14 protein-coding genes, 1 pseudogene and 1 riboswitch are annotated in these 21,458 nt (G+C 42.7%); of the genes and pseudogenes, 7 read left to right on the top strand and 8 right to left on the bottom strand.

Features of this window, described 5'->3' with window-relative positions; all coding sequences use genetic code 11:
• The first annotated feature begins 15 nt into the window (after window positions 1–15).
• Window positions 16–693 (top strand): TIM barrel protein, encoded by a 678-nt coding sequence (locus ODOSP_RS19400; protein WP_374938222.1) that lies wholly within the window; start codon window positions 16–18, stop codon window positions 691–693.
• Window positions 694–795: 102 nt separating this feature from the next.
• Window positions 796–3,756: a PEP/pyruvate-binding domain-containing protein gene (locus ODOSP_RS03195; RefSeq protein ID WP_013610970.1), complete on the top strand. Its 2,961-nt coding sequence runs from the start codon at window positions 796–798 to the stop codon at window positions 3,754–3,756.
• Between the two features lie 233 nt (window positions 3,757–3,989).
• Here the strand turns inward: ODOSP_RS03195 and ODOSP_RS03190 are convergent.
• The 4 genes and pseudogenes from ODOSP_RS03190 to bioD form a co-directional block, all read right to left on the bottom strand.
• A pseudogene (locus ODOSP_RS03190) lies at window positions 3,990–5,351 on the bottom strand (transposase).
• A 229-nt stretch (window positions 5,352–5,580) separates the two neighbouring features.
• A complete protein-coding gene (glmS, locus tag ODOSP_RS03185) occupies window positions 5,581–7,425 on the bottom strand; it encodes a glutamine--fructose-6-phosphate transaminase (isomerizing) (protein ID WP_013610969.1) in 1,845 nt (614 codons plus the stop codon).
• A 117-nt stretch (window positions 7,426–7,542) separates the two neighbouring features.
• Entirely contained in the window at window positions 7,543–9,345 is a 1,803-nt protein-coding gene (locus tag ODOSP_RS03180) for a peptidase U32 family protein (RefSeq protein WP_013610968.1), read from the bottom strand.
• 54 nt (window positions 9,346–9,399) lie between these two features.
• The gene (gene bioD / locus ODOSP_RS03175; protein WP_013610967.1) at window positions 9,400–10,065 is read right to left on the bottom strand and encodes a dethiobiotin synthase; all 666 of its coding nucleotides are present in this window, start codon (window positions 10,063–10,065) and stop codon (window positions 9,400–9,402) included.
• 160 nt (window positions 10,066–10,225) lie between these two features.
• Between bioD and ODOSP_RS03170 the strand changes: the two genes are divergently transcribed.
• Entirely contained in the window at window positions 10,226–10,933 is a 708-nt protein-coding gene (locus tag ODOSP_RS03170; RefSeq protein WP_013610966.1) for an OmpA family protein, read from the top strand.
• Window positions 10,934–11,125: 192 nt separating this feature from the next.
• Here ODOSP_RS03170 and ODOSP_RS03165 read toward each other — a convergent pair whose 3' ends face one another.
• On the bottom strand, window positions 11,126–12,034 hold the full coding sequence (locus ODOSP_RS03165; RefSeq protein WP_013610965.1) for a phosphate acyltransferase: 909 nt from the start codon (window positions 12,032–12,034) through the stop codon (window positions 11,126–11,128).
• 262 nt (window positions 12,035–12,296) lie between these two features.
• On the opposite strand from ODOSP_RS03165, the gene ODOSP_RS03160 reads away from it, so the two are divergent.
• The gene (locus ODOSP_RS03160; RefSeq protein WP_022160307.1) at window positions 12,297–13,391 is read left to right on the top strand and encodes an MFS transporter; all 1,095 of its coding nucleotides are present in this window, start codon (window positions 12,297–12,299) and stop codon (window positions 13,389–13,391) included.
• Window positions 13,392–13,760: 369 nt separating this feature from the next.
• Here the strand turns inward: ODOSP_RS03160 and ODOSP_RS03155 are convergent, their stop codons facing one another.
• The 3 genes from ODOSP_RS03155 to ODOSP_RS03140 form a co-directional block, all read right to left on the bottom strand.
• Complete coding sequence (locus ODOSP_RS03155; RefSeq protein WP_013611223.1) at window positions 13,761–14,717, bottom strand: IS1595-like element ISOdsp1 family transposase; 957 nt, start codon at window positions 14,715–14,717, stop codon at window positions 13,761–13,763.
• Window positions 14,718–15,177: 460 nt separating this feature from the next.
• Window positions 15,178–16,218 carry a TolB-like 6-bladed beta-propeller domain-containing protein gene (locus tag ODOSP_RS03145; protein WP_013610961.1) on the bottom strand — a complete coding sequence of 347 codons (1,041 nt, stop codon included), beginning with the start codon at window positions 16,216–16,218 and terminating at the stop codon, window positions 15,178–15,180.
• A 122-nt stretch (window positions 16,219–16,340) separates the two neighbouring features.
• The gene (locus ODOSP_RS03140; RefSeq protein WP_262496256.1) at window positions 16,341–16,631 is read right to left on the bottom strand and encodes an NVEALA domain-containing protein; all 291 of its coding nucleotides are present in this window, start codon (window positions 16,629–16,631) and stop codon (window positions 16,341–16,343) included.
• Between the two features lie 665 nt (window positions 16,632–17,296).
• A riboswitch (TPP riboswitch) is annotated at window positions 17,297–17,393 on the top strand.
• A gap of 54 nt (window positions 17,394–17,447) precedes the next feature.
• On the opposite strand from ODOSP_RS03140, the gene thiS reads away from it, so the two are divergent.
• From thiS to ODOSP_RS03120, 3 genes are read left to right on the top strand one after another with little or no spacing between them, the layout of a single operon-like run.
• Complete coding sequence (gene thiS, locus ODOSP_RS03130) at window positions 17,448–17,648, top strand: sulfur carrier protein ThiS (protein ID WP_013610959.1); 201 nt, start codon at window positions 17,448–17,450, stop codon at window positions 17,646–17,648.
• Between the two features lie 51 nt (window positions 17,649–17,699).
• Entirely contained in the window at window positions 17,700–19,457 is a 1,758-nt protein-coding gene (thiC, locus tag ODOSP_RS03125; protein ID WP_013610958.1) for a phosphomethylpyrimidine synthase ThiC, read from the top strand.
• 30 nt (window positions 19,458–19,487) lie between these two features.
• Entirely contained in the window at window positions 19,488–21,455 is a 1,968-nt protein-coding gene (locus tag ODOSP_RS03120; RefSeq protein WP_013610957.1) for a thiamine phosphate synthase, read from the top strand.
• Window positions 21,456–21,458 lie beyond the last annotated feature (3 nt).

Genomic DNA, 21,458 nt, shown 5'->3' with positions numbered 1-21,458 from the left:
TCCAGCCTGCGTTCCATGCAGAGGTACCTGGGAAAAAAGAATTTTCCTTTCATAAAACTCTCTTCCCGGATCATTTCCGACTACCAGGGGAAACTGCTCGCTTCTATCGAAGCCTACGAAGAAATAGTTGCCTATGCCCGCAAGAAACAGGCTGAAACAGGGAGCAAACTATTGTGGGGAACAGCGAATGTCTTCGGACATGCCCGTTATATGAACGGAGCAGCTACCAATCCCGATTTCGATGTCGTGGCACGGGCTGCTGTCCAAATAAAAAACGCATTGGATGCCACTATCGCCCTCGGAGGTGAAAACTATGTTTTCTGGGGAGGCCGTGAAGGTTATATGTCCCTACTGAATACCGATCAGAAGCGTGAAAAGAACCACCTCGCCCTCCTATTGGCCAAAGCGCGGGATTATGCCCGTAGCCAAGGTTTTAAGGGAACATTCCTGATCGAACCCAAACCGATGGAACCGATGAAACACCAATACGACGCAGATACAGAAACGGTAATCGGTTTTCTTAAAGCACACGGCCTCGATAAAGATTTTAAAGTAAATATCGAAGTCAACCATGCCACTCTCGCCGGCCATTCGAAGAAGGTAAACTTTCGCTGGAAGATCTGCGGGAATATGCGATCGCTCACGGAGAACCCAAACAAACCAGCGGTAAACAAGAACTATACGAAGCAATGATCAATATGTATATTTAACCATTGTCAAGTCGCCAAACTTTTGTAATTTTACATCATTCTGTACAACAGGATAGCTAGTCTATTACCATTGAATGATCTGTTTATGTCAATCGAACTACACAAAATCTACAAACGTAAAAAGAGCGACCGGGACATTTTCCAGGAATTAATGCCCTTCAAAATCAAAGAAATTCTTTTGATCGCCAATTATTATGATGCTTATACCATCGAACGGGAAGGGCAATTCACCGATAAAATCGTGGGGGAATATTTACAGGTCAACCTGTATACCGCCCCCCGTTTTACTTCTGTCGCCAGCGAAGCAGAAGCCCTGAAGATTTTGTCCGAAAGGCATATCGACCTGATCATCCTGATGGCCGGTCTGGACAAACAAACTCCTTTGGTCATCAGCCGTCATCTGAAAGATTTGTATCCGAATATCTGTCAGCTGATGCTGGTAAACAACAATTCGGACCTGGCCTATTTTCATACTATAGAAGATCGGTTGTACGAATCTATCGAAAGGTTGTTCGTCTGGAACGGTTCCACCAAGATATTCCTGGTCATGGCCAAATACATCGAGGATAAAATGAACCTCGACCGGGACACCCATTTGGGAGATATCCGGGTAATCCTATTGGTCGAAAACTCGATCCGGTATTATTCCCGTTATTTGCCTTTACTTTATACTGAGGTCATGACACAAACTCAGGAACTCATTTTCTCAGAACCTCAGGACAACGATATGAGTATTGTGATGAAAATAAGGGTAAGACCGAAAGTAATATTAGCAACCAACTATGAAGAGGCAGTATACGTTATCGATCATTACCGGGAAAATCTGATCGGAGTCATATCGGATGTGCGCTATAAACGGAATGGAGAGGAAGATGAAGAAGCCGGAATCGAATTGATCCGCTATGTCAAGCGAACCGGAGCGTATATTCCCTGTATGCTTCAAAGCCAGGAGATAGAAAATACAGTAAAAGCAGAAGAGTTGCATGCTGCTTTTATTAATAAAAATTCCCCGACTCTGGCTCATGATATCCAGGATTTTATCAAAGGATATCTGGGATTCGGAGATTTTATTTTCCGGAACAAAAACGGAGAACCGATCGACAGAGCCACTTCGATAGAAGAATTTAAACAAAAACTGCTGAGCATCCCGGATGAATCTTTGATATACCACTCCATTCGCAACGGTATTTCCACCTGGTTAATGGCCCACCGGGAAATTACTTTAGCGAAACATCTGAAAAGATACCGGTTTGAAGATTTCCCTACTCCGGCCGAAATGCGGCAATTCATCCTACGGGTATTCGAAGCGGCAGAACTGAAAAAAATCAAAGGGCGGATCATCAATTACAACCCCAAATTAGTCGATTCGAACCGTTACATCACCCGTTTAGGTAAAGGTTCCTTCGGAGGTAAAGGCCGGGGAATGGCTTTCCTGTCCAATTTTATCGAAAACGTCGATTTTAAGAAGCTGATCCCGAAACTAAAGATAGAAATTCCGAAAACGGCGATCATCGGTGTGGATGAATTTGATAACTTCATAGATAACAATGGGTTGAGTCGGATTATTTATAGTGATGAAAGTTACGAAGAAGTGAAAGCGGCCTTCATAGCGGCTCCCTTATCTCAAAAACTCAGGGACAAGCTCCGCTCCTACCTGGAAGTGATGCGTAAACCCTTGGCCGTACGCTCGTCCGGTTTGTTCGAAGATTCGCTCAGTCAGCCTTTTGCAGGTGTTTATTCTACGTATTTGATTCCCAATAACCACCCCGATATCGAACGCCGGATCGACGATCTCGAAACTGCCGTAAAACTGGTGTATTCATCGATATTCACCGATAGTTCGAGAGCTTACTTTCACGCGATCGACTGTATGATCGAAGAAGAAAAAATGGCGGTAATCCTCCAGGAGGTAGTAGGAAACGAATACAACGGAAAATATTATCCCAACATCAGTGGAGTCGCCCAATCCTATAACTTCTATCCTTTTTCTTACATTAAACCGGAAGATGGATTTGCAGTCATAGCACTGGGCCTTGGAGCATATGTGGTGGGGGGAGAAAAGACCTATCGTTTTTGTCCCCGTTATCCCAAATTGCAACTGGCCTCTATCCAGGATATGGCCCGGGATTCGCAAAAATATTTTTATGCCATAGACATGATCCATCCGGACTACAATCTGGTGAAAGACGGTGAAGATGCCGCTATCCGATCTTATGACTTGAAAGCGATAGAAGAAGACGGTAATTTACAGCATTGTGCTTCGGTCTACGATTTTATGAACGACCGCATAGGTTTCGATTTCAGTGTACGTGGCCCCCGGATTGTCAACTTTCCGGACATACTGCAATACGACTATATTCCTCTGGCTTCGACCCTGGATATACTGCTGGATATTTTCTCCCAGGCGATGGGAGCTCCCGTCGAAATGGAATTTGCAGTCAATCGGGAAAACAAAGAATGGAAATTTTATGTCCTGCAGATCAAACCCCTGATCAAAAATGAATATCATATGGATATCGACAAAGAAAATATCGATATGAGTAAAGCGATCTTACGGGCCGACAAAGGAATGGGCAACGGGAAAATCACCGACATTCAGGATCTGATTTATGTCGATCCCCGACATTTCGACCGCTTGCGCACCGAACAGATGGCCGAAGAAGTGAAATTTTTCAATGAAAAATTAAAAGCCACCGACACCCCCTATATCCTGATCGGACCGGGACGTTGGGGAACACGGGACAAATTGACCGGCATTCCTGTATTGTGGTCGGATATTTCTAAAGCCAGGATTATCGTCGAACAAGGATTAAGGGATTTCCCCCTGGACGCTTCGCTGGGGTCCCATTTCTTTCACAATGTGACTTCCATGAATGTCGGATACTTTGCCGTACCTTACGAATCGGACAGCTCCTTCATCAATTACGACATTATTCGAAATCAGCAATTGATCGAAGAAAAAGAATTCGTCCGCCACGTCCGGTTTGCCAAACCCGTAACGGTCTATATGGATGGCAAAAAACAGACTTCTGTAATCGTAGAATAGCCTTACCGGTAAAAAGGGAGCCGGACAGATAAAACAGCAACAACGAATAAAACGGGATATTCAGTAAATGTCCCTAAAAAGTAAGATGGCATATAAAGTTGATAGAGTATAATCACTTTATATGCCATTATTATTGCCCTTTTTCTGTGTTTTTTCACATAATCCTATCTTGTTAGACACGACGCTTCGGAAGAGGTCTGATGACCCCTTCTGGTTCTGTCGGTAAATTTATGTCATGCCGCTTTATCCGCCCGGTTCCTGATTTTATCTATCATCAGTATGGCATTTGCCGTATGTATTCCAAAGAAAATCCATAGGATTTCCGTCTTCCTGTTCCGTGCCTTTATCCTTGAGAGTGAGTAATGCTGCTTCTGTGTGCCGAAGCTGCCTTCAAGCCTGGTGGCCCTTTCTTTGGAGAGTTCACTTCTGAGAACCTTTCTCAAGGATTCATCCCTGGCCGCCCTTCCCTTGCGTACAAAGGATGTGGATATTCCATATTTTGTACAGAACTTTCTGTTGGCATTATTGGCATATATGGAATCGGCAGCCACGCATCTTACCCTCACATTCATGAGCTTCTGCTGCATGCGGATACAGTCCTTCAGGCGTATACCTTCGTTGAAAGCCTTGAACGAGAGGTGTTCGATGAACGATATGCCGTCTATCTGTATGTTGTTGACCTTCGCACCGAACTCGACGGACTTTGTTTCCTTGCCTCTTACAATGGGACGTACATAATGACGGTCAATGCTGACGATGCGGTCCCTGACCTTCTTCCCTACAAACATTTCCTTTTCCTGTACAAGAACCTTTCTGATGATGGAAAGACGCTTCTGGTAATCCTGGGTATATCGGAGTGAGGTTCCATGTTCTCTATGGATTTCATCCCTCTGTATGAGGAGCTTTTCAAGGAGTCTGATCATACGACGCTTGAGCATCCTTGTCCTTGAAGCCTTCCTCTTTTCTCTTCTTGCAGTAGGACAGATAGGACTTCGCCACATCCGCATACTTGTTGCGCGGACGCCTTATACCCAAATCTCTGCAATGAAGGCAGATTTGCCTGTAGAGCCATTCCAGACTTTCCCAAAGGAGTTTCATATCCGTAGGAAAACGCATATGGCTCTCATAGCATGTGGCATCGGTCATACAGACGTGAAGGCTGTCAAGATAGGGTTCCCAGTGTGAAGCCAGCACTTCCTGGAGGGAATCAACATCAAGACGGGACGCTATCTCATTGCGGATGGCACTGACTATCTTGTAGTTGGTTATGGGAAAGGACGGATTTATCATAATCCCGCAGAACATCTGGTAGTGTATGTTCCCGTTAAGATGTTCCACCAGCTGCCTGTCAGAGAATCCGGTGTACGCCTTCAGGACCATAAGGGGCGATCTTCGCCGAAGGACTGAAGATGTTCCTGCGTCCCAGTCGCTGTTCCGACAGGCCCATGGTCTTTGCCATACGCTCAAAACGGAAACACCGAATGAAGCCTGCCAAGCTCACTCTCATGAAAACTCTTGCGATATTTTTCTATAATATCAAATTCTGTAAAGCCCAAAGTAGGGTGAATTTCCGAAATATTTTGTATCTTAGCCATATCTTTGTTGGGGAATTTCCCCCGTTTTGGATTCCAAACCTTATTTGCGGGGGAATACCTAAAGATACAAAAAAGCCAACTAATTCGCAACATTTTGTGTATGAATTAGTTGGCTAATTTTATACTATTTACTGAATATCCCTAAAACGATGCAATCCAGTTTTAAACCGTTACTCCTGTTTTAACTGTCGGCACCGTTTTATCTACCGGCTAAAAGCCGCTATCCGTTTTATTCAACCGTAACTGATTTCGCCAGGTTTCTGGGTTGATCCACGTTGCGTCCTTTATTAACGGCAATGTAATAAGCCAGCAATTGCAAAGGGATGGAAGCTACTAAAGGAGCAAAAGGTTCCAACACATGAGGTACTTCGATGCAATAATCGGCAATATCGTGTACCAACTGGTCGCCTTCACTGACAATAGCGATTACTTTTCCTTTCCGGGCTTTGATTTCCTGTATATTACTAATGGTCTTTTCGTATATACTATCGGTAGTTGCAATAGCTACTACCGGCATTTCTGCATCGATAAGTGCTATAGGTCCATGTTTCATTTCGGCAGCAGGATATCCCTCGGCATGGATATAAGAAATCTCTTTCAATTTCAATGCTCCTTCCAAAGCGGCCGGATAGTTATAGCCACGTCCCAGATAAATGAAATTACGGGCATAAGTAAATATCTTAGATAATTCCTTTACCGGCTCGGCATTTTTCAAAACCATAGAAATCTTTTCAGGTATACCCTGCAACTCTTTTACCATTTCTTCGAAACGAGCTTGGGTAATAGTCCCTTTCTGCTGAGCAATAGTCAAGGCCAACATCGAAAGTACGGTTACCTGGCCGGTAAAAGCCTTGGTGGAAGCCACGCCGATCTCAGGTCCGACATGAATATAAGAACCCGAATCCGTAGCCCGGGCAATCGAAGAACCGACTACATTACAGATGCCGTAGATAAATGCCCCTTTCGATTTCGCCAGCTCTATCGCAGCCAGGGTATCGGCCGTTTCTCCCGACTGGGATATGGCGATCACGATATCTCCCGGATGGATCACCGGATTCCGGTAACGAAATTCCGACGCATATTCCACTTCAACAGGGATACGGCACAAATCTTCGATCAAATGTTCGCCGATCAAAGCAGCATGCCAGGAAGTACCACAGGCAACAATTACAATCCGGTTGGCATTCAGGAATTTATCCCGATTATCGATTACGCCGGAAAGTACCACACTATTTCCTCCTACATTGATTCTGCCCCGGATACAATCCTGTAAAGTACGAGGTTGTTCATAAATCTCTTTCAACATAAAGTGGGGATAACCTCCTTTTTCCAACTGGCTTAAGTTCATAGCCAGCTTTTTTATCTCAGGAGTGATTTCCACATTATTCAAATCCACTACTTTCAAAGGCTCTCCCCTACGAATCACCGCAATCTCTTCATCATTGAGGTAAACGACCTTATCCGTATATTCCACAATAGGCGTAGCATCCGAAGCTAAAAAAAACTCATCCATACCGATTCCGACAACCAAGGGGCTACTTTTACGGGCAGCTATGATCTCGTTGGGATTGCTTTTGTCCATCAATGCAATCGCATAAGCACCGATCACCTGATGCAAAGCCAACTGTACACCTGTACATAGATCCACCTGGTTGGTACGCATAATATACTCTACTAAATACACGATGACTTCGGTATCCGTATTACTGCGAAAAATATATCCTTTATTTTCCAATTCGGCCCGTAACACCGTATAGTTCTCGATGATACCGTTATGGATCAGGGCCAGATTTTTCGATTGGGAATAATGGGGATGTGCATTTACATCATTAGGTTCCCCGTGAGTAGCCCAACGAGTATGGGCTATACCGATACAACCCGATATATCTTTCGACTCGGCAAAACGCTCCAGATCAGCCACCTTGCCCTTCGTCTTATAAACATTCAATTCTTGATTATCCGAAATCAAGGCAATACCTGCGCTGTCGTATCCACGATATTCAAGACGATGCAAACCTTTGATCAGAATAGGATAAGCTTCTTTAGTTCCTATATAACCTACTATTCCACACATAAATTTTTATTTTAGCCCCTTAGGCTTATTTCTATTTTCCATAAATTCGGAAACAAAAATATAATATCGATAGCAAAGTAGGTTGGGTAGTAACATTTTTTTACAACATTTTAAACTTTATACATGTTTTATTACTTTCATAAAGCAGCGCTGACAATCGAATTCCAATCGGAACCGATGTTTGTCGTTGACCAGAAAAAGCGGAAATTCCAAATCTTTGTTTTTCTGCATTTTTCGGCAACGTCCTAATTCATACAACAGGCAATAACGGGTATGCATTAAATCTTTTTCCCCCGACTGAAATCCCGATTTCTCAAAACATGCTCCGACAACAGGTACCCCACAAGCTTCATAGAAATTTTTCGCTCCCTGATTAGCAATATTATAGTGCCAATCGGCTTCAACGGGAACAGAAGTCAGGGGCTTCCTATGTCCCGGTAACATTTTCTCCCGCCGGGCTTCTCTGGCCTCTATCAATTCTTCCAATAATTTCCGACGTAATGCATTGGCCGCTGCTGCCGGAATAAATAAGACCTCTTCGCCGTTCAAATCTACACTCTCACACTCAAAATCGGAATCTCCGCATTTCAGGAGTTGTTGTTTGAGGCGTTCTGCCTGCTGAGGATTCTGTGCCTTTTCAAAAGTTTCTTCCGAGCGTAAAATCACTTGTACGCCATCTTCGTCGGTCACTTCCAGCCATAAACAGCGATCCGCTGTCCATGCTTTTATTTTTATCCGGATCTTCCGTACGGATTTCACTTTGTCCAAACGGATATTAAAGCGATGATCGTAATTCCGGAACAATTCGGTCCCCGGCCGGAGCTTTACCGTTTCATTACAAACAATCCGGTTTCCCACAGCTTCATTGACCTTTATCCCTTTCAATCCGCCCTGCTCCAAATAGCATAATCCGTCTCCGTTCGCCAACTCCCCGATAGCATCCAAAATAATAGTATTTCCCTTTATTTCTTTAACTATCCCTATCTTTTTTCCCATCGATTTCGGCGTATCCATATTAACTAATCCCCTGTGCCGTCCCCTGATAAAATAATCGGAACTTCCCCGGCTGAAACTCCGCTCAGGATCTGCTTCGAATGCCGACAGGATATGTCCGGAACCACTCCGCACAATGCCGGGGTGGTTCCCGATCAGCGAAGAATAATAATTCGTAACATTCGCCACATAATTCTCATCCTTCAGGCGCCCTTCTATTTTAAACGAATCGACTCCGGCTTCTATTAAATCATCGATATAAGAAGAAAGATTCAAATCTTTGAGAGACAATACATATTTATCTCTAATCAACTTTTTCCCACTGTTATCTTCGACAGTCCATTTCATCCGGCAAGGCTGCGCACATTCGCCCCGGTTAGCCGAGCGGCCGAACATATATTGAGAGAGATAACATTGTCCGCTCAGACTGACACACAAAGCCCCGTGTATAAACACTTCCAGTTCGGCTTTCACCTCTTTCCGGATCTCCCGGATTTGCTCCAACGAAAGCTCCCGGGCCAATACAATCCGTTGAAATCCCAGCTGATCTAAAAACTTAATTCGTTCGAGTTCATAATTGTGCATCTGTGTGCTGGCATGCAAACAAATCGGGGGCAGATCCATATTCAATATGCCCGGATCCTGAATGATCAAAGCATCGACCCCGATCGCGTACAATTGCCGGATCATTTTTTCCGCTTCGGCCAACTCCGAATCATACAATATTGTATTCAGGGTAACGAATACCCGGCAATAAAAACGATGGGCATACCTCACCAAAGTCCCGATATCTTCAAGACTGTTGGCTGCAGCTTTACGGGCCCCGAAAGCAGGTGCCCCGATATATACCGCATCGGCCCCATTATCGATAGCGGCCTTACCGACAACAAGATCCCTGGCCGGAGATAATAATTCTACTTTTTGCATATGTTCCTCTTTCGACTAGAACGGCTCATTCCTTCCCTGTAGAAGCGATGCGATTTATTTCAATTCCAGTTCAGGCCACTTATCCCCCTCAACCACAGGTAATTCCAACAGACGACAATCCGGGAAATGTTCATCCAGATATTGCCGGATAATGGTAATCGAGTCATTCTTGATCCACTCACTGTCGTTGGGAAAGTCGTTATAAACGACGTAAGCTACCTCGATACCGCGTAGACGACACAATTCAAGACTCATCAGGGTGTGGTTGATACTGCCCAATTTTGACGACGACACCAATATCAACGGATGTTTATATTCCTGGATATAATCGATCGTCAGATACTGCCGGCTGACAGGCACATACAACCCACCGGCCCCCTCGAGCAATACGACATCGTAAGCGGCAGCTAATTTTTCTGTAGACCGATGAATCCGCTCTACATCGATTTCTACCCGGTCGATCTCGGCTGCCAAATGAGGCGAAGACGGGTAAGTCATGACATAAGGACAGGTCGTACCGTCTCTATCTACTTCCTGAGGAGGAATCCCCATAATTTCCCGGTGTTTCAGTATATCTTCCGAAATACCGACACATCCGGTCTGAATAAACTTCTGAGTGATCACATGCACTCCTTTTTGTAACAACGTCCGGGCTATTACTCCCGTAACGATCGATTTTCCGGCATCTGTATCGATCCCGCTAATAAAATATACAGCCATGTTTCAACTTATAATTTTATCTTACCACAAACTCCCCCTTATAGGTCTGTTTCAATTCATTCGGACAAAAATATAAAATTCAAGCTGAAATCAATTTTATTTTTAACAGATTGTTTCTAATTTCGCACGTATAATAACCAAGATTCTAAATTGAGAACACATGAAAATCAGAAATCTTTTTGTTATGTTATTGCTTGGTGGAAGTCTGATCTTCTCAGGCAGTGTTTTTACAGGGTGTGCCAGCTGGAGTAATACAGGTAAAGGTGCCGCGATCGGTGCCGGAAGTGGTGCTGCCTTAGGTGCAGGAATCGGAGCTCTTGCCGGAAAGGGTAAAGGAGCTGCCATCGGTGCTGCAGTAGGCGCTGCCGTCGGTTCAGGAACCGGAGCTTTAATCGGTCGCCGGATGGACAAACAAAAAAAAGAACTGGAAGCGATCGAAGGCGCTAAAGTCGAGTCTGTACAGGATGTCAATAACCTGCAAGCCATAAAGGTAACCTTCGACAATGGTATCCTTTTCGCCACCAATAAGAGCGAACTTAGTCCGGCTTCCAGAGAAGCCTTGACGAAATTCGCCACTTCCCTGAAAAATTCTCCGGATACGGACGTGACCATCTACGGTCATACCGACAATACCGGTACCCGTGCAGTAAACGAACGCATTTCTAAAGAACGTGCAGATGCCGTCGCCAACTTTCTGGTAGGCCAGGGAATCAGCCGTTCCCGTTTGACGACCGAAGGCCTTGCATTCGATCAGCCTGTGGCCGATAACAGCACTGCCGAAGGACGGGCACAGAACCGGAGAGTAGAAATATATATCACGGCGAATGCCGACATGATCAAGAAAGCTGAATCCGGACAACTCAACTAATTCTTTTGAATTTTTAATAAAAAGAAGTGATCCCCAAAGTCAAAAATTTGACTTTGGGTGATTAGTCCAATATAAATCGACAAACCTCCGGCTTCGATCAATAAGTATGAATCAAAACCGGAGGTTTATAATTAAAATTCCCGAAGAACTCGCACCTGTGGCTTGCAAAGCCAGAGAACGTGTCAAAAAAAATTATTCCGACAAAATAGCAGCCAAAGCAATCGAATTCAATTTCGTTTCAACACTATCTCCACGCGAAGACAATACACTCGGAACTTTTGCTCCGACCAGTACTGCTCCCTGTTTAGAATGCCCTAATTTCGTATTGGTTTTATAAAATACATTCCCGGATTCCAGATTGGGAAAAATCAAACAATCCGCATCTCCGGCAACTACCGACTGCATTTTCTTTATTTCGGCAGCTTCTTTATCGACAGCTACATCCAAAGCCATCGGCCCCTCGATTATGCACCCTGGGATCTGTCCCCGCTCTCCCATTTTCGACAAGATGGCAGCATCGACTGTAGACTGCACTTTAGGCAAGACCTGTTCCGTCGGAGCGATCATCGCTACTTTCGGTTTTTCAACTCCCAAAGCTCTCGCAGTAATCGTCACATATTTGATCATAGAAATTTTCTGATTCAAATCAGGACAAGGAATCACAGCCACATCACTAACAGTCAATAATTTATGATAAGACGAGCATTCCATCACCGTTACATGCGACAGAATTGCATTGGGCGCTACCAATCCCCGTTCCTTATTTAAGATCGCCCGCATATATTTATCGGTACTCACCAATCCTTTCATGATAACATCGGCTTCACCGTTTCGGATCATTTCGACAGCCGTTTCAGCTCCCCGGACATCATTCGGTTCATGGACAATTTTAAAACACGATTCATCATAACCGTTTTCTTTACACACTCCTTTGATAGTCTCCGTATCCCCTACCAATATTCCTTCCACCAATCCGGCCTTTACTGCCATATAAACAGCTTCTATAGAATGACTATCATTAGCAAAAGCAACCACTAAACGCTTTTTACGGGTATATCCTTTCAATACCTCATAAATATCGCTGATCTTTTCAATTTTCATAGTTCAAACTGTTATTTAGTTGTAATCTGAAACAAAAATACATATTAAAATTTAAAACCAAAAGATTACTGCACATTTTATTATAATGTGTGCAATTTTCATACCAAACCTGTTTTCTCTTTAAAAAACTTTTTTCTCCAGCTGCTAATCCTGAATCTTTATTATCTTTGTCATTGCATTTACCAGTCTGCAGGTGGCCTTGCTAAAACAAAATATTACAGCCCTTTATTTGATTAAGGTATCCAAGTGGTTTACCTTGATTATGCCTATTATCGTATTATTTTACGAAGAAAATGGATTGGGCTTAAAGGACATCTTCCTTTTAAAAAGTGTCTACTCGATTGTTCTGGTTAGTCTCGACATCCCGACGGGTTATCTGGCCGATGCCTGGGGACGGAAAAATTGTTTGATTACGGGTTGTATCGTCGCTTTCGGAGGCTACATCTGTTATTCGCTATCCTCTACTTTCTATGCATTTTTTATTGCCGAGATCCTGCTGGGAATAGGCCAAAGTTTGGTTTCCGGCGCCGATTCGGCTCTTTTATACGACACGATGCTTCATTACGACCGGGAAAACGAATACCTGAAATATGAAGGTAAAGTAACGATGATCGGGAATTTTTCGGAAGCCTTCGCGGGTATTTTCGGCGGACTGTTAGCCACATTTTCGCTCCGTCTGCCTTTCTACTGTCAGATTTTGATTGCCTTTATCGGTATTCCGGCAGCTTTGACTTTACAGGAATTCAATGTCAAAACCAAAATTGTCAATCCTTTAGCCAATATCTGGAAAATCATTCGATATTCGCTATTTACGAATAAAAGCCTTTGCTACGACATTATGTTCTCCGGCATTATCGGAGCGGCAACCCTGACTATGGCCTGGTTCGTACAACCGGTATTGATGAAAATAGAACTTCCGACCGCGCTTTTCGGTATCGTGTGGACAGTATTGAACCTCACTGTAGGCATAGCTGCCTTATATTCGGACAAACTCAACCGCAAGCTGGGAGAAAACCGGACATATACCCTTATTCTGATACTCATCGCCGGAGGTTATCTGGCCGTCTCTTTCTGCCTGAATTATTTCAGTTTATTTTTATTCTTCCTCTTTTATATCGTACGCGGATTCGCCACTCCTATTCTTAAAGGATATATCAATCGCCAGACCTTCTCGGAGATGCGTGCCACCGTCCTGTCGATCCGGAATTTCATCATCCGCCTGATTTTCGCCACGATGGCTCCTTTTATCGGTTGGTTGAATGACTCGATTTCCCTGGCCTTCGCCCTTCAGATCACCGCCCTTATTATTTTTGTCCCCGGCCTGATATTTCTGATATTACAATGGAATAAAAAGTAAGTGTAAATCAACACACGACTTGTTCATTTTAACCTTGATTTAAGCGTACAATGCCCCTTTTTTGAAATAGTTGCGTTATCAATAGAGATAGAATAATGGCAACCACATGTTGACATATAGTTTAAGGACTTTTTATGATGATGTTACTGACTAATGATTTTTTTGTACAAATTCCATAAATTACTACCGGGTGTAGGTTTGCCGATTAGCAACACTTTATTGTTTTCGTCCAATAAAAAAGTCTGATAGAATACATGTTGTGGTAATTTATTCTGCTTATTACATTCTCCCTTATAATCATAAAAAATAGGATAACTGAACTTGTTTATTTCCAGATAGGTCTCGAACTCTTCATAATTCTTTAAATGATTATCCGCATGATGTCCGTCTATAAATTTTCGACCTAAAGTCGGTGTTATAGTTGATAGCTGTGAAAGCGAGTCTATCAAATAGTTTTTCATCGAGATAGCGTCTGTTGAATTTATAGCAGAACTCATTCAGATAGTATTGTAAGTATTCGTTTTTAAGCTTATGATGAACGTCCAACAGAAGCCTTTTGGCATTGCTTATTGCAATATGCACCCAGGGCAGGAAGACTTTAACCGCTTCTTTGCCGGAAGTGACCGCCTTATGGCTCTTGACGAGTTTATCAAACTTGATATATGATGTGGAATCGTCTGTAGTCAGTTCTACTGACGGCTCCAGTTGCTCTTTGACAACCTTGGTAATTGTCTTCGACCCCAAATCTGATATGACCTGCATTTTGAGGTGTCCGACTGCTTTATTGGGTCTTCCTCTCTTGGGAGTTTTCGTAGAATAGGAGCTTTCAACCATGACCAGAATCCTGGCTTTCCTTTGACTGCCACGACCTCTTTTCAACGGTTTGTCCTTTTCTTCTTCTTGAAGCTCCACAGTGAAGAAACCTTCGTCCAGTTCTACAGAACCGGTCAGGCGGTAGCGTTCATCACGCTTTCCCATGACATCCCGAAGCTTGCAGACCATCTCCCAGATGGGTTGATAACGTTTGTGACCTAACTGGCGACGGATTTCCTCTGTTGAAAAGGATTTCTTAGTGCTTGTTAGCAGGAACATGGCTGCTATCCAGTAACGGAAAGGCAGCTTGCTATGTTCCATAACAGTTCCGGAGCGTAATGATTGCCTATGATGGCAGTGCTTGCACTCAAAAACAAGTTTATTGGCATCCCAGCGATGTTCCGTACAGCCACAATGTTTGCAGACAATACCTGATTGTTCCCTCTGTTCCTTCAGATAAGCAATGCAAGATGCTTCATCGGGGAACCGTTGCATGAAATTTAGTATGTTCATAATGATATTTCGGATTAAAACAACATTATGAATATACTGAATTTCAGCAAAATACGCAAATATTTTTGTATAAATATTTATCATTAAAACATTCGTATGATGTTAAATAAATTAACGGACATTATACGGATAATCATATTCTTTAAATGAGCATAGAATAGAAAAGCGACATCGTAATTCAGACTATCCGCTTCATGGATTAACTGTTTCCAAGCCAATGCTCCGAAATTGCAAGCCGTACAGCCTAATGTATCAATGTAAGTGAATATTTTATATTTTTTTGTCGTCAAAACCGGATACAGTGTGTCACAACAAATACCTTTATCAGGTAGTCTGGTAGGTAAAATAATTTGACGATTATGCCATTCCAATGCAATTTTTCGATATTTTTGTGTGTTCTTATCAAAGAAATTGCATGACATAATTACGATACAGATGAATGTTGTAATGACATATTTAATCATAATTTATCAAAATATTTGGATAAATCATATTTGTATAATTTTTCGTCACTAGTCAGACCATACAGGCATTTGTATTTTTCATCTACTGCAAAACACATGATGTTCTCTGAAATAATGATGTTAGCAATGGGATTTGCGTCCCAATTATAAATGTGAATTTCTTCATTACCAGTATGGTATTGTCGTTTTTCTTCCGGTTGGTTTACATAAAGAGCATATAAATATCGGTCTGTACTATTTTCACACGAGTAATATAATATGCGGGCAGAAGGTTCCATTGTTGCGGCTTTGTTTATAGAAATACCTTTACCGTATATCGTGAAAGGTCTTAATTCCGAAAAATCAGAATTGAAAATACAAATGTAATTGTTGTTCCAACCGACTAAAGCTATTTTACTGCGGTCTGGTTTTATGCAAGTATTCATCGCAACTATTTCTAATTTTTGTGTAGGAAAATTGCGAGAAAAAATTTTATGTCTATGTACTTCTTGATGATGTGTTAAGTTATAAGAAATATAGTACATATTATTGGAGGAATATTGAAATCCTACTAATTCATTATTATTACTTGTAGTGTACCATGTTCCGCTAGATAAAATTCCTTTAGACATTATAACAGAGTCTATGACTGTATGGCCTTCCTTTACGGATTGGCTAATGTTCCAGCAATATTTTATAAATCCATTATTTAACCATGTTTTTATTATTCCATCCTCAGTTTCATGGCATTTATCATGTACGAGCGCATAGAATTCGTTAGCACCTCTCCCTTCTGGTAAAAACTTTCCTAATTTTTTTAAATTAGATGTACTATAAACCAAATAATAATAATCATGATTCATCGGAGTATAGGCAATGAGAAAAGTATCTATTACCATAATGTCAACAATTCCTAACGCCTCCAATTTTTGCTCCTCTCCTTTTAAAGTAATCGTCTGAGGAAAACTATTAACTGTAGATGTTTCCTTTTCAAAAATAGATTTGTTTTCACATGAAAATAAAATACTAAAAACAAGAACTCTATATATATATTTCATAAGTATTAAATTGCTTAAATCAAAATATAATATACCTCGTATGCTTTGCAGATAAGTATAATGTTACTTTTTTAATAACCGAAATAAGAGAATACCTAACAAATTTAGGCATTCTCTTAACGCTATTGAGCATTTGTACAATAACCTTCAGAAGAGCCTAATTGTATATATTTTCCCCAAATAATACACACAGTTCTACCTCTATTAATGCATTCATATGCCGTATCATATTCCTTTCCAGTATATTGTTTACCAAAAGAACATTTTTTTCCATGAGCGCCAGCCTCTCCATCCGCTGCTAATGCCTCTATGTTTGAGAAAGCAAGTCCTATTGAAGAACTTTGCCCAAAGTTAGTCATTTTCACACCGATAGTAGCCAGAACTACAAGAGATAAACACACACCTATTTTTATAATTCTCTTTTTTATAGTTTTTCAATTTTATTTATACATTTCTATTTTCAATGTCTCCTCGTTTGTTGCAGCTGATAAATTTTATAATCTCCTGCCTTGCAGCGAAATTATATGAAAAAATTAGCACATTGCGACCTCCTTTCTTTTTTAGAAAAATATTGGGGATGAGAATTGTTTAAGAGCTACAAACTTGCCTGCAATTTTCCTCCTCCCGCTTTCTTCGTTTTCACATTAGTTTGTTTTTACAAAAATATATTATTTTTTAAACAAAAAAATAATATCCCAAATTATTTCCTAACGTTAATATTTTCTAAATCATAGTTTTCGTCCTCTTTATCATATGAAAAGTGGATAGTGTTTCAAAAAGTGTGTAAATTCCAATTTATTTATTTTTGTAATAGAACAGTCAAAAATAACTTATTATGGAATTTACACACTTTTTGAAACACTATCTGAAAATGCGATATAATGGATTTGCCTTCAAAACTAAATTCTGCGTACTTAATAATTCAGGCATCCGGGTCTGAAATTACTGATGAAATTTTGGATTCAGAGGATATACATGTCTGGCATTCGTTAAAATACTTACCAATATATATTTTGGAAATGATTAAAAACGATCCGAATGATTTGTTTCATCATTTTTTTCCGTTATCTTTGAACCGGATTTTCAGAAGGGGTGCCTTAATATTACGGGCTGAGATTATACCCAATAACCTGATCCGGGTAATGCCGGCGTAGGTAGAGTGAGCAAAATTTCATTTTTTAAAATTATTCCCCCTTTCAGATGGTCCGCTAAACCTAAAACAGTAGATCATGCATATTTTTATCAACGACGTAGCCACGGAATGCCCCGAAAACAGCACTATTTTACAGGTACTGACCCAACAAGACATTTCTCCCCTAAACATCGCCATTGCCTTGGACAATACGGTCGTACCTAAAGCACAATGGGAAACGACATTGGTTCGGGACGGTTCGCAACTACTCATTATCAAAGCGGTACAGGGAGGATAAACCGACTTTCCTAATTAATAATCAGTATATTAAAATCAGAATCTAATCATAATGGAAAATTTTGAAATCACTTCAGGCCCACTACCGGGTTCCGAAAAAATTTACGTAACAGGCTCCCGGTCGGATATCCGGGTTCCGATGCGGAAAATCAAATTATCCCCTACCGTCGATCTGGATGGCAGTAAGATTGAAAATGAAGATGTCGTCGTATACGATACTTCCGGTCCTTATACAGATACGAATTATACTGTCGATCTGCAAAAAGGTCTTCCTAAACTGAGAGAAAACTGGATCGAGGAACGCCAGGATACCGTTAAATTAGAGGGACTCAGTTCGGAATACGGCAGAATGAGGCAGGAAGACAAAAGTCTGGATTCTCTTCGCTTCGAACATGTAAATACCCATCCGCGAATCGCCCGCGAAGGGGCTCAGGTATCCCAATTATACTATGCCCGTCAGGGAATCATTACCCCGGAAATGGAGTATATCGCTATCCGGGAAAATCAATTGGCAGACCGAATCCGGGAAAAATATAAAAAAGAAAAAGGCGAATCGTTCGGTGCTCATATTCCCGATTATATCACTCCCGAATTTGTCCGGCAGGAAGTGGCTGCCGGCAGGGCCATTATTCCGGCCAACATCAATCATCCGGAATGCGAGCCGATGATTATCGGCCGGAACTTTCTGGTAAAAATCAATGCCAATATCGGTAATTCGCCGGTAACTTCTTCGATTGCCGAGGAAGTCGAAAAAGCAGTATGGGCATTCCGCTGGGGAGCCGATACGATCATGGACCTGTCGACCGGAAAGAATATACACGAAACCAGGGAATGGATTATCCGCAATTCACCGGTACCCGTAGGTACGGTTCCTTTATACCAGACCCTGGAGAAAGTCGGCGGGAATGTTGAAAAACTCAATTGGGAGATTTTCCGGGATACCCTGATCGAACAAGCCGAACAAGGAGTAGACTATTTTACCATTCACGCCGGCTTGCGTTGGAAACATGTGCCTCTGACCTTGAAACGCCTTACCGGCATTGTTTCCCGGGGAGGTTCGATCATGGCACATTGGTGTACGACCCACAAACAGGAAAGCTTCATTTACGAACATTTCGAAGAGATCTGCCAGATTCTGGCTAAATATGATGTCGGTATTTCCTTGGGAGACGGCCTGCGTCCCGGTTGTATCGCCGATGCCAACGACACGGCTCAGATCGAAGAATTGAAGACACTGGGCGAACTCTGCCAAACTGCCTGGAAATACAATGTACAGGCGATCATCGAAGGTCCGGGACATGTACCCATGCAAAAGATCAAGGAAAATATGGACCTGCAATTGAAATACTGCCGGGAAGCTCCCTTCTATACCCTGGGACCGCTGGTAACCGATATCGCTCCCGGTTACGATCACATCACTTCAGCTATCGGCGGAGCGATGATCGGCTGGTTCGGTACCGCTATGTTGTGTTATGTTACTCAAAAAGAACATCTCGGCTTACCGAACCGTGACGATGTTAAAGAAGGAGTGATCACGTTCAAACTGGCAGCCCATGCAGCCGATTTAGCTAAAGGCCATCCGGCCGCTTATTTCCGGGATTATGCCATGAGTAAAGCCCGCTTCGAATTCCGCTGGAAAGATCAGTTTCACCTGGCACTCGATTCGGAAAAAGCGATAAAATTCCACGATGAAACCCTACCGGACGAAGGCCACAAGGAGGCACATTTCTGTTCCATGTGCGGTGAACATTTCTGCTCCATGCGGGCCAGTAAAAAACTAAGGGAAAAAATCAGCCAGGAAAATAAATAATAAAGGTCTCGAGCCGCGAAACAGTTATTTATGAAAATAATCGTCATTACTTCACCCACTCCGGTCAAAGACGAAGCAGCCATTTGTAATCATCTCTTTACACACGGCCTGAAGTACCTGCATTTAAGAAAACCGGGTGCTTCAGCCGAAGTGTATGAAAGATTTATCCGGCAGATTTTCCCTGTCTACCGGAACAGGATCGTACTTCACGAGCATTATGAATTAGTGAAAAAATATCGGTTGCACGGAATACATTTAAAGTATCCACAAGCGAATGAATATATCTACTATATTCAGCAATATGCCGTGAGTATCTCTTGTCACCGTGTGGATGAAATCCGGCAACTTCCTTTCCGTCCTGCCTATTGTTTTCTGAGTCCTATTTTCGATAGTATCTCCAAAACGGGATACCGGAGCCGATTCGGGCAATTACCGGACTTATCGGACATCGATTGTCCTGTGATCGCCTTGGGAGGCCTCGAGCCTGATAAAACCGGCTTATGCCGCCGAGCCGGTTTCGAAGGAATCGCCGTTTTAGGGTACCTTTGGAATAATCCCGATGAAGCTATCGAAAGATACATCCGCCTGAAAACTCCATTCGTACTCAGTATCGCAGGGTTCGATCCCTCCTCGGGTGCAGGAATCGGTGCCGATTTGAAAACTTTCGAAGCCACGGGAAGTTATGGATTGGGCGTTTGTTCGGCTCTGACTTTTCAAAATGAAGACACTTTTACCGGAGTACATTGGACCGCCTGGGAGGATATCAAAAAACAATGTGATTTATTATTGCAAAAGTACAATGTCGAATTTCTGAAAATCGGACTGATCGAAAGTTTCGAAATCCTGGACCGGTTATTGGATTATTTGCTCGATCAGGACAAACGACTCAAAATAATCTGGGACCCTATCCTGAAAGCCAGTGCCGGTTTTTCATTTCACCGGTATACCCCCGAAGATCAGGAAAGACTAAAACGCATCCTTGACCGTGTTTATCTTATCACCCCGAATACGGACGAACTTTACCGATTATTCGGAGAAGGAATCACTCCCGATCGGTTACAAATCGTCTGTCGGGATCACCACCTGAATATCCTCTGGAAAGGAGGACACAACGCTGGAGTGGATGCTACCGACGTCTTATTCCAACCCGACCGGACGACTAATTTCTCGGTTCCCCGTAGTCGGTACACCAAACACGGAACCGGTTGTACCCTATCGTCGGCCCTCCTGTCAGCCCTGGCTCAAGGAGATGCCCTAGCTACTTCCTGTAATAAAGCACAGCTCTATGTATCCCGCTTTATCGAAAGCAACAACAGCCTGTTAGGTTATCATTGCATTGGAAAATATACTCCCGACTCAAAGCCCTGGCTCGGTGAATTGTCTTTGCAGTATATCACCGCTCCCAAAGAAGGGATGACCCTCTGCGAGCAGGTTGAAGCGGTCTGTCAGGGAGGAATGCGCTGGATTCAACTCCGTATGAAAGGAGCCTCCCTCGCCGAAATGCTCTGTGAAGGGAGAAAGGTAAAAGAGATTTGCCGGCGTCACCGGGCACTCTTTATTATCAACGATCGGGTCGACGTCGCCCGTTTACTGGAAGCCGACGGTGTGCACCTGGGCAAAGAGGATATGGATCCATGGGAAGCCAGGCGGATACTGGGCCCCGGTAAGATCGTCGGTGCCACTTGTAACACCTGGGATGACATCCTGCTCCGGCAAAAACAGCAGGTCGACTATATCGGTCTGGGGCCTTATGCTTTTACCACAACGAAAGAGAAACTCAGTCCGGTCCTCGGATTGGAAGGTTACCGGTTTCTATTGGGCCGAATGCAGGAAAATAAGATTTCGATTCCGGTCTTCGCTATCGGCGGAATAACGGAAACCGATATTCCGCCGCTAATGCAAACAGGTATTCAGGGAATCGCTTTATCGGGCCTGATCAAAAATAGTCCTGACCTAAAAAGGCAAACAATAAAAATATTAAATTTATTAAATTCATAAACC

Source organism: Odoribacter splanchnicus DSM 20712, assembly GCF_000190535.1.
Lineage (GTDB): Bacteria > Bacteroidota > Bacteroidia > Bacteroidales > Marinifilaceae > Odoribacter > Odoribacter splanchnicus.
This window is presented reverse-complemented; position numbering and strand designations above follow the sequence as displayed.

Coding starts and splice junctions, on each gene's coding strand:
- thiC (WP_013610958.1), top strand. CDS start 17,700: ATGGAAAATTTTGAAATCACTTCAGGCCCACTACCGGGTTCCGAAAAA.
- ODOSP_RS03120 (WP_013610957.1), top strand. CDS start 19,488: ATGAAAATAATCGTCATTACTTCACCCACTCCGGTCAAAGACGAAGCA.
- ODOSP_RS03180 (WP_013610968.1), bottom strand. CDS start 9,345: ATGCAAAAAGTAGAATTATTATCTCCGGCCAGGGATCTTGTTGTCGGT.
- glmS (WP_013610969.1), bottom strand. CDS start 7,425: ATGTGTGGAATAGTAGGTTATATAGGAACTAAAGAAGCTTATCCTATT.
- ODOSP_RS03160 (WP_022160307.1), top strand. CDS start 12,297: ATGCCTATTATCGTATTATTTTACGAAGAAAATGGATTGGGCTTAAAG.
- ODOSP_RS03195 (WP_013610970.1), top strand. CDS start 796: ATGTCAATCGAACTACACAAAATCTACAAACGTAAAAAGAGCGACCGG.
- bioD (WP_013610967.1), bottom strand. CDS start 10,065: ATGGCTGTATATTTTATTAGCGGGATCGATACAGATGCCGGAAAATCG.
- ODOSP_RS03155 (WP_013611223.1), bottom strand. CDS start 14,717: ATGAACATACTAAATTTCATGCAACGGTTCCCCGATGAAGCATCTTGC.
- ODOSP_RS19400 (WP_374938222.1), top strand. CDS start 16: ATGCAGAGGTACCTGGGAAAAAAGAATTTTCCTTTCATAAAACTCTCT.
- ODOSP_RS03145 (WP_013610961.1), bottom strand. CDS start 16,218: ATGAAATATATATATAGAGTTCTTGTTTTTAGTATTTTATTTTCATGT.
- ODOSP_RS03165 (WP_013610965.1), bottom strand. CDS start 12,034: ATGAAAATTGAAAAGATCAGCGATATTTATGAGGTATTGAAAGGATAT.
- ODOSP_RS03170 (WP_013610966.1), top strand. CDS start 10,226: ATGAAAATCAGAAATCTTTTTGTTATGTTATTGCTTGGTGGAAGTCTG.
- thiS (WP_013610959.1), top strand. CDS start 17,448: ATGCATATTTTTATCAACGACGTAGCCACGGAATGCCCCGAAAACAGC.